Origin of the sequence: uncultured Adlercreutzia sp. (assembly GCA_910585575.1) — a bacterium.
Taxonomy (GTDB): Bacteria; Actinomycetota; Coriobacteriia; order Coriobacteriales; family Eggerthellaceae; genus Adlercreutzia.
This window is the reverse complement of record CAJUFS010000083.1, coordinates 1-8,868: the sequence shown is the minus strand read 5'-3', so window position 1 is coordinate 8,868 and position 8,868 is coordinate 1. Positions and strand designations below refer to the sequence as shown.

Here is an 8,868-nt window from a genome sequence, read left to right as displayed (position 1 = left end):
TCGCGAATCTGATTGATGTCCACGTAATCGTCCTCCTTGGTGGCGCTGGACTCCTGCTCCAGCATGAAATCGACCTTCTCGGATACACGGTGCTTGCTCAAATAGGTACGGGCCTCGTTGGGGAACAGAGCGTACATGAGCACGTCCTCTTCGCTTTGGGCCAGATCGCCAATTTCCTCGGCCATCTCGTCGTAGGTGGTGGTGACCAGCTTGCCCGGGGCAATGGACGGGTCGAGGATCTCGGCATCGCCGGCTACCTTCGCCACAATTTCCTTGTCCATGTTGCCCGGCGCCTTGCCGTAGTAGCCGCACACGTAGTCCTTCATTTCCTTGGAAATGACGCTCCAGCGCTTGCCGGTAAGCACGTTGAACACGGCCTGGGTGCCCACGATCTGGGACAGCGGGGTAACCAGCGGCGGATAGCCCACCTCGGCGCGCACCTTCGGAATTTCCGCCATAACCTCGGGCAGACGGTCGGTGGCCTTCTGCACCTCCAGCTGGCTGACCAGGTTGCTCATCATGCCGCCGGGCACCTGGTGCGAGTACACCTTCATGTGCATAAGCGAGGACACGCCGCGCTTGTAGTGGCCGCGCTTGCGCATTTCCTCCCAGTACTCGGAAATCTCGAACAGCAGATCGAGGTCGAGGTCGGTGTCGTAGCGGCTTTCCTTCAAAGCGGCCACGATCATTTCCACCGCCGGATGCGAGTTGCCGAAGGCCAAGGGCGCGTGGGCCGTGTCGGCAATGGCCACGCCGGCCTCAGCTGCCTTGATGATGTTGGCCGGAGCCATGCCGCCGACATAGTGGCAGTGGATATGCACCGGCAGGCCGATTTCCTCGTTGAAGGCCTTCACCATGCGCTCGGCGCGATACGGCGTGAGCATGCCGGCCATGTCCTTGATGGCAATGGTGTCGGCGCCCAGATCCTTCAGCTGCTGGCCGTACTCGAGGAAGGAGTCCAGCGTGTGCACCGGGGAGATGGTGTAGGAGATGGCGCCCTCGAACAGGCCGCCGCACTCCTTGATGGCCTCGGCGTTGTCCACGACGTTGCGGATGTCGTTCAGCGCGTCGAACACGCGGAACACTTCAATGCCGTTGCGGTGCGCCGCATGGATGAAGCGATGGACGATGTCCTTGGAGTAGTGCTTGTAGCCCACCAGGTTCTGGCCGCGCGAGAGCATGGCAAGGGGGGTGTTGGGCGTGTTCGCCTTGATGGCACGCAGGCGCTCCCAGGGATTCTCGTCCAAGAAGCGCAGGCAGGAGTCGAAGGTAGCTCCGCCCCATGCCTCGATAGCCCAGTAGCCGACGCGGTCCATCTTCGGCAGGATCGGCAGCATGTCGCCGATCTGCATGCGGGTGGCCCAGAGGCTCTGCTGGCCATCGCGGATCGTGGTATCCATGATCTGAAGCCGTGGCATGAACTCACACCTCCTCGTTCATAAGTTAGTCAAAGGTCAAGTTTGGAATTATAGGAGATGCCTACCATGGTCATGATGCTGAAGGGTCAATTTGCCGACAAGAAACATCAAGGAAACGGCGGAGGGTAGCTGCGAGGCGCTCCCCTCTCGGACAAGCCAACCGCCGGCCGCCCTTTCAGCCGACGGCCTCGCTCTCGATAAGGTCGATGAGTTCCTGATGGGAATGGATGCCCAGCTTCGCATAGATGTGCTTGACGTGCGCCTTGACCGTGTTGCGCGACACCACCAGCGCCTCCTCGATGTAGGCGCGATCGCGGCCGCGGGCCAGCATGGCGAACACTTCGGCCTCGCGCGGGGTAAGTCCGTGACGGGAGGCCACCGCCTCGCAACGATGCTGGAACACCTCTTCGGGGGCTTGGGCGGCCTGCTGCTCCCCCACGGGGGCCACGCCCTCGATGACTGCCTTGAACGTGAACTTCCGCAGGCCCAGGATGACATAGCCCGCAAAGACCAGCAGCAGCGCTGCGGGAATGGCGAAGCGCAGCTGGGGGTCGGCCACCACCCAGCCGTTGGCCACCATGCCGGCCGCCGCGCCCACGAGCGACCCTACCGACGAGGCGCCGTTGCCCCAGGCGATGACCGTGGCCGCGCCCAGCGGATTGCGCGCGGCAATGGCCACCAGCGCCAGTTGCGCCGTCATGGCGAACAGGCTGTTGCCGGCGTTCAGCAGGGTCACATCGCCCCACAGCACCGAGGGCTCCGTGCGCGTGGCTAGCAGAAAGCCGCCGATCACGGCCAGAGCCGAAAGCGACACCAGCACATCGGGCGAGAATGGCCGCCGCTTGACGAGCACGTAGGCCAGTACCAGCACCACCGGCAACGCCGACGCCTCCGACAGGCGCGGAGCCCCCGCTACCTCGTCGAAGCGCAGGGCGAAGCCGAAGGCCACCTGGAACAGAAACAAGCAGATGAACAGGGCCGAAAAGGGCGCCAGGAACGAGGTGGGGCGCGTCACGGCCAAATCGGCCGGGGGCTGCTGGGTCGCTCCCTTCCGAAGAAAGCCCACGGCGCGCTTGGCCGTAAGCCCCAGGGCCACCAGGGGAAGAACAAGATAGGCCGCCACGGCCACCGCCGGCGGCAGCAAGGAGAACCAGGGCGCCCCTATCATCTGGAGGGAGCACGCCGCGGCAATCACCGCAGCCGCCGCCCAGCCGCTCAGGGTCGCCAGCACGAGGCCCACCGTCACCGTGACGCAGGCCCGACCGCAGGCCACCAGGCTCGCACCGATGGTAAGCAGCACCGGGGAGGCCAGCGTCAGGCCGGCCGCCAGCAGGACTCCGCCTCCCACCAGGCATCCCAGCGTCAGAGCCAGGAAATGGCGCGGACGCAACCAGTGCGGCGCCCGCCACGCCAAAGCGCCCATGACCAGAAACGCCACGGCGCTGCAGGTAACCGACACGTCGCGGGCGAACATAAACACTGCATCGAACAGAGGAAACACCGCCGTATTCATCAACGATACCGCGCAGAGCAGCGCCCCATAGGCCACCAGCGCCCGCACGGCGGCATGGCGTACCTCGCGTGCTTCCCGCTTCTCTTCCATACCGGCCTTTCCTCCCCTCTCCGCTAGGACCCCATTGTACGCGAAAACCCCCGGCCTCGACAAAGACCAGGGGTTTCACTGCGCAAGCGGAGGAAGGAATCACGCCGCGCCTTAACTGAAGCACCGCCCTGGGCCGACCGGAGGCCGGCGCCCAAAAAAAACCAGAGCGGCGCGCGGGGAAAGCGTTGTTGGTCCGACGGCTTAGGCCTGGCCCGTGGCGGCCAGCATGCCGGCGCGGCGACCGAAGGTCATGGTGCGACCGCAGGCAAGACCGGTGAACAGGTTGGGATAGCTGACGCTGAAGAAGCCGCCGGAGTCGTTGCCCACCATGTACAGGCCCTCGATCTGCTCGCCGGTCTCGGTGACCGGGTGCATGTCGGTGTTGATGGACACGCCGTCGAGCGTGGCCAGAAACCAAGCGCCAGTGCGCACGCCGTAATAGGGCGGATGGGTCAGCGAGGTCAGGCGATAGGGCTCCTTGTAGTAATCCTCGTCAGCACCCTTCTCGGCTGCCTCGTTGTAGCGCTTCCAGGATTCCACCGTGGCCTCCACGGGAATGTTCAGCTTCTCCGCCAGCTCCTCCATGGTGTCGGCGCGCTGCACGTAGCCGTCCTCGATAAGCTTTTCCAGCATGCCGGGAATAGCCTGGATGGGCATGTTGGAAGGCGCGCCGTTGTCGAAGGGGTACAGACGGCAGCAGCCCACCTCGTTCAGCTGCTTCACCTGCTCGACGTAGTCGGAGTCCCAGATGTCCACGTAGGTGTGGTAGGGCTGCATGTAGGCCGAGTGCAGCATGTAGTCGTAGGGGCCCGACTCGTTGCAGAAGCGCTTGCCCTCGAGGTTCACCTTCATGAAGGGCTGCTCGCCGAACCAGAAGAAGCGGCCCACCACGCCGTCGCCCACGGTCTGGTCGGGCTTGACGCAGGCACGGTTGAAGGTGCAGGCCGCTCCCAGCGGGTCCATCGAGGCGCCCAACCACAGAGCGGCCTTGATGCCGTCGCCAGTGGGATTGCCGCCCATGCCGGGCACGGCCACGCGCAGCTGCTGGTTCCACGCCTGGCGATCCTCCATCATCTCTAGGTTGTTGCCGTAGCCGCCCGTGGAGATGATGACGCCCTTGCTGGCGTTGATGCGCAGGTAGTGACGATCCTTGACGTCGCGGGCGATAACGCCGGTCACGCGGCCGCTCTCGTCGGTTTCGCACTTGATGAACTCGGTGCTCCAACGGAACTGCGCGCCCTGCTCCTCGGCGTACTCCAGCAGCGTGACGCCGAAGGAGAAGTTCTCGTCGTCGGCCACCTTGTCCGTGGGATGGGGGCTGTGACCCGTGGCCCAGGCCTTGTCGCGGGCGCCTTGGCCCTCGGTGCCCACCGAGCCCTCGAAGGCCATGGTCATGCGGCCGTCGCGCTCGACAATCTCGGTGATCCAGTCCACCATGGCGCCGGACTCGTCGGCCCACAGCTTCACCAGGTCGTAGTTGATGAACCCGTTGGCATAGCGCACGATGTCCTCAACGGCTTCCTTCTTGTCGATCTTGAACTGCGGGAACTTCTTGAACGATTCCACCTGCAGCTTCGAGTTGATCGAGCCGATGTCCTCGCGCGGGTCCATCACGCGCTCGGTGCGGTCGATGCCCAGGGTCTGGGCGCCGTTCTCCGCCGCCGAGATGGCCGCCGGCAAACCGCCGGTGCGGCAGCCCACTACCAGCACTTCGGTGTCCAGGGTCTCGGTGATGTCGGACTCCAAAATCTCGGGCGGAGCGCCCAGCCACGAGGGGCCGCCGAAGTCGCCGGCGCTCAGGTTGTTAGGCGTTGCGGCCGCGTAGCCGTGACCGCAGCCGGACAGCGAGCCTGCCGCCAGGGCACCCAGGGCCGCCACGCCGGCGCCCTTGAAGAAGTTACGGCGAGAGACGTTATTCTGCATTGGGGGCCTCCCATCCTTCGGGCATGTTCAGATCGTGGCACTCGTTGCACATGAGCACCTGGTTCTCGTGAATCTTATGGCAGTCGCCGCACTCCAGGGCCAGGTCCTGATGGCTGGAGTGGGGGTTGTACTTCTCCTCGTTGCCCTCGAAGCCCCACAGGCCCGCGGTGATCTCGTCGAAGCTGGTACCCAGGTTGTGGTGGCACTCGGCGCGGGCGCAGAACTCCTCGGTGGCGAACTGCTTGCCCGTGGCCAGCATGGTGCCATCGTCGGTCATGGGGTAGTTGTCGGACACCCAGGCCATCACCTCGGAAATCTGGGTGGTCAGCTCGGCCGTGTGGCAGTTCAGACAGCTCTCGTCGGCCTTCGCATGGGCCGTCACGCCCAGCTGCGGATTATCGGATTCGTAGGTTTCCACGTAGTAGTCCATGGGGCTGTGGCAGATGGCGTTGCAGAAGCTGGGCTGCTCGTGCCAGACCCAGAAGCCCGCGCCGGCCACAATAATAACAGCGGCCACTACGCCGGCAATGATCCAGCCCTTGCGGCGCGGCTTCTTGGGGGCCGGTGCGCCGGAAGTGCCGGTCGCTGCGGCCGGGGCCGCGCTGTGCGGGGCGTCCGCCGCCGTCGGCGCTGTGGCCGCGGCGGCTGTCGTCCCCTTTTCCTCGTCGATGCTCATTTCTCAATCCTCCCTTCCTTGTTCGTTGAGAAAGAACACCGCGATTGTGCGCCCGGGCGCTGCCAAAAGCTATTACCCCGCTGGGGTAAACTTTGCGTTTAGCCAGGTAGATTGAGGGTTGCAAGCCGATAGCCCCCAGCCGATAAAAGCAGGCAATCAACCGTTCATTCGGTAGCAACAAGCGATCAAGCGGCAGGGCGCGCACCCGACAACCAGCCAGCGGGAGCAAGGAACGAGACGCTTGGCCACCCCCAGGTCCCGGTCAGACCCCCACCTCTCAATCACCACCATCCCACCACGCTCCGTCCAAGAGTGCCCAGCGGCCACGGCGGCACAACTTTGTCAATGACCCGTTTGCTCCTTTATTTATGAATTCGCAGACTGCTTTTGCGCGGTACCGATGGCACGCAGACGGTTGCACGATAGAATACTGAGAAAGATTTGAACGCCGAGTCGAAAAGTGGCAGCATGGTCCGCGCGGCATCGGCGCCTGTAATCAGGAGGCTAGCGTGAGCGTTCGCATTATCGTGGATTCGTCGGCGGACATGGAAACCGAGTACGCCGCCGAGCACGACATCACCATCATCCCCATGACCATCAGCTTCGGCGAGGAGGAATTCGCCGAAGGAGTGGATCTCAGCCGCACGGAGTTTTTCGAGCGCCTGGTAGAGAGCGACGAGCTGCCCCGCACCAGTCAAATCCCCCCGATGGTGTTCCAGGATCTGTTCGCCGAGGCCGTGGAAGCCGGTGACACGGTGGTGTGCATCACGCTGTCCAGCCGTCTTTCGGGCACCTACCAAAGCGCTTGCATTGCCGCGGCCCCGTTCAAAGAATCGGTCTTCGTGGTGGACAGTCTCAACGCCACCGTGGGCGAGCGCATTCTGGTCGAGCGCGCCTGGGCCCTGCGCGACGAGGGGCTGGAAGCCGCCGATATCGCTTACTGCCTCGACCAGGAGAAGCAGGACATCCGCCTGGTCGCCTCGCTTGATACGCTGGAATACCTGCGCAAGGGCGGCCGCATTTCCGGCGCCGCCGCCATGGTGGGCGGGCTCTTGTCCATCAAGCCCGTGGTTACCGTGGAAGACGGCGAAGTGGTGGTGGCCGGCAAAGCCCGCGGCTCCAAGCAGGCCAAGAACATGGTGTTCCAAAAAATCGACGAGGCCGGCGGCATCGACTTCACCCGACCCATCTGGGTGGCCTACTCGGGTCTGTCCGACAAGGCAGCGCGCAAGTATATCGAGGACACCCTCGCCCAGGCCGCAGCCGCCGAAGAGGCCGAGCGCGACGATGCTGCCGTGCCCGGCGACCTACCCCTCACCCTCGTGGGCGCCGTCATCGGTACCCACGTCGGCCCCGGCGGTGTCGCCTTCGCGTTCTTCGCCCGAGAGTAGGCCGAGAAAGCAAATGAGTCCAAACGCAAAGAGAGGATCCCGAAAGATCCTCTCTTTTTCTTTATAGAGCCTCGCAGATTCGCCCAAGGAAGTCAGCGAGGGTTCGACAGGTGCCTGGAATTGTGCTGAACCGCGGCTGAGCGGCCTTTGCGCCGCGAAGGAAAGCGGTGAAGTGCAAGGCCAGGTGCCTGTCGGAGCCGCAGCATCGGCGTGAACGTCGTTGCGTCAGCAACGACGGAACATTTAGACGCGCTTGATGAAGCGGCCGTCGCGGGTGTCGATCTGCAGCACGTCGCCGATCTCGATGAACGTGGGCACCTGCAGCTCCTTGCCCGTCTCCAGGGTGGCCGGCTTGGTGGTGTTGGTGGCGGTGTCGCCCTTGAAGCCCGGCTCGGTGTGGGTAACCTCCAGCTCCACGAACATCTGGGGCTCCAGGCTGATGAGCTCGTCGCCAGCGTAAAGCAGCGTGGCCTCGTCGTTCTCCTTCAGCCAATCGGTGGCGGCGCCCACGGTGTCGGTGGGGATGGCCATCTGCTCGTAGGTGTCGTTGTCCATGAAGTAATAGTCGGCCCCGTCGTTGTACAGGTACTGCATCTTCTTCGTCTCCAGGCGCACGGAGTCGAACTTCGTGCCGGAGTTGAAGGTGTAGTCAACCACGCGGCCGGTCTTGATGTCCTTCAGCTTGGTGCGCACGAACGCGCCGCCCTTGCCCGGCTTCACATGCTGGAACTCCACGATGGTGCACATCTTGCCGTTGTTGATGATGCACATGCCGTTCTTGAAATCGGCGGTAGAAATGCTTGCCACGAATGCTTCCTTTCATTGCACGCGGCAGAGCTTCTTCGCTGCTCGCACCGCGCCTGATTCACAAACTGGTTTATTATAGCCGCCCCAGGCCTTCTGCGCAAAGCCAGCCGCAAGAAGTCCACGGTCGAAGGGCAAAAGGCGGTCGCCCCCCAGCCGCTCGGCAAAAGCACCGCAAGCGAGACTACGCCGCGCCCTCTTCCTCAGCGGCCAGCAGCGGAACCGGCTCATCCTCCACCAGGCCGCGCCGCGCCGCAACTAGGGCGCGCACTTTGCCGTAGACGGCCATGTAGGCGTTCACGATAAGGCCGGTGCAAGCCGCGCACACGATGGTGCCTTCGCGCACGCCAGCCAAATGACCCATGAAGGCGAAACTGCAGATGATGGCCAAGGCCGCACAAGAAAGATCGAAGCACACCTTCCCCGTGCCGAAACGGATGCCCGTCTTGGTGACCACCGCCTGAACCACCGCCTCGCCACAGTTCATTACCGTGCCCGACACGACGGTCATCACAATACCCAAAGCAAGAATGGCCATACCGACTGCAATCCACAGCCACGAGACCCCGTAGCTTGCCGGGGCCGCATCGCCCAGCCACGCCATAAAGACATCGATGCAAACGCCGAAAAATACCGAAATGGGAATTTGCAGCAGGTCCACGGGGCGGAAGTCCTTGCGCAAAATAGCCACTTGAACCAGCACCAGAAAGCACTGCCAGGCCAGCATGAACGTGCCGAAGCTGATGGCGGGAAACGCCAAGCTCAGCACGTTGGGCGTGGCGGAAATGGGCGAATTGCCCAAATTGGCTTTCACGATGACATCGATGCCCAGAGCCATGACGGCAATGCCCGCCAGCATGAGCACCACGCGACCTATCAGGTACAACGTGAGGCGGGTACTCGAGGGCGTTGCGCGCGAGGCACTGCGTTCGTCAGGCTCCTCGCCGACGGCCGAGACCGGTTGCGACGGCATGGCCGCGCCCGAGCGCTCGCGCCCCATGGACTTTCCCTTGACCCGAATCTCGTTTCCGCGGTTTTCCGGTCGTGCCGTCA

7 protein-coding genes are annotated in these 8,868 nt (G+C 63.5%); 1 reads left to right on the top strand and 6 read right to left on the bottom strand.

What is annotated here, in order from left to right; genetic code table 11:
• The 4 genes from QZ307_RS09815 to QZ307_RS09800 all read right to left on the bottom strand — a co-directional run.
• The coding region (locus QZ307_RS09815; protein ID WP_295999376.1) for a pyruvate carboxylase subunit B at window positions 1–1,418 on the bottom strand (1,418 nt) is incomplete at its 3' end.
• A gap of 175 nt (window positions 1,419–1,593) precedes the next feature.
• Window positions 1,594–3,021, bottom strand: coding sequence for a helix-turn-helix transcriptional regulator (locus QZ307_RS09810; protein ID WP_295999374.1), 1,428 nt, complete (start codon window positions 3,019–3,021; stop codon window positions 1,594–1,596).
• Window positions 3,022–3,222: 201 nt separating this feature from the next.
• Window positions 3,223–4,944: an FAD-binding protein gene (locus QZ307_RS09805; protein WP_295999371.1), complete on the bottom strand. Its 1,722-nt coding sequence runs from the start codon at window positions 4,942–4,944 to the stop codon at window positions 3,223–3,225.
• Window positions 4,934–5,620 carry a cytochrome c3 family protein gene (locus QZ307_RS09800; RefSeq protein ID WP_295999366.1) on the bottom strand — a complete coding sequence of 229 codons (687 nt, stop codon included), beginning with the start codon at window positions 5,618–5,620 and terminating at the stop codon, window positions 4,934–4,936. Before QZ307_RS09800 ends, QZ307_RS09805 begins: the two co-directional genes overlap by 11 nt.
• 509 nt (window positions 5,621–6,129) lie before the next feature.
• On the opposite strand from QZ307_RS09800, the gene QZ307_RS09795 reads away from it, so the two are divergent.
• Entirely contained in the window at window positions 6,130–7,011 is an 882-nt protein-coding gene (locus tag QZ307_RS09795; RefSeq protein WP_295999363.1) for a DegV family protein, read from the top strand.
• 243 nt (window positions 7,012–7,254) lie between these two features.
• On the opposite strand, the gene efp is transcribed toward QZ307_RS09795, so the two are convergent.
• Window positions 7,255–7,818, bottom strand: a complete 564-nt coding sequence (efp, locus tag QZ307_RS09790) for an elongation factor P (RefSeq protein WP_275207249.1) — start codon at window positions 7,816–7,818, stop codon at window positions 7,255–7,257.
• A gap of 181 nt (window positions 7,819–7,999) precedes the next feature.
• A partial coding sequence (locus QZ307_RS09785; protein ID WP_295999359.1) for a DUF6198 family protein occupies window positions 8,000–8,868 on the bottom strand: 869 nt, incomplete at its 5' end.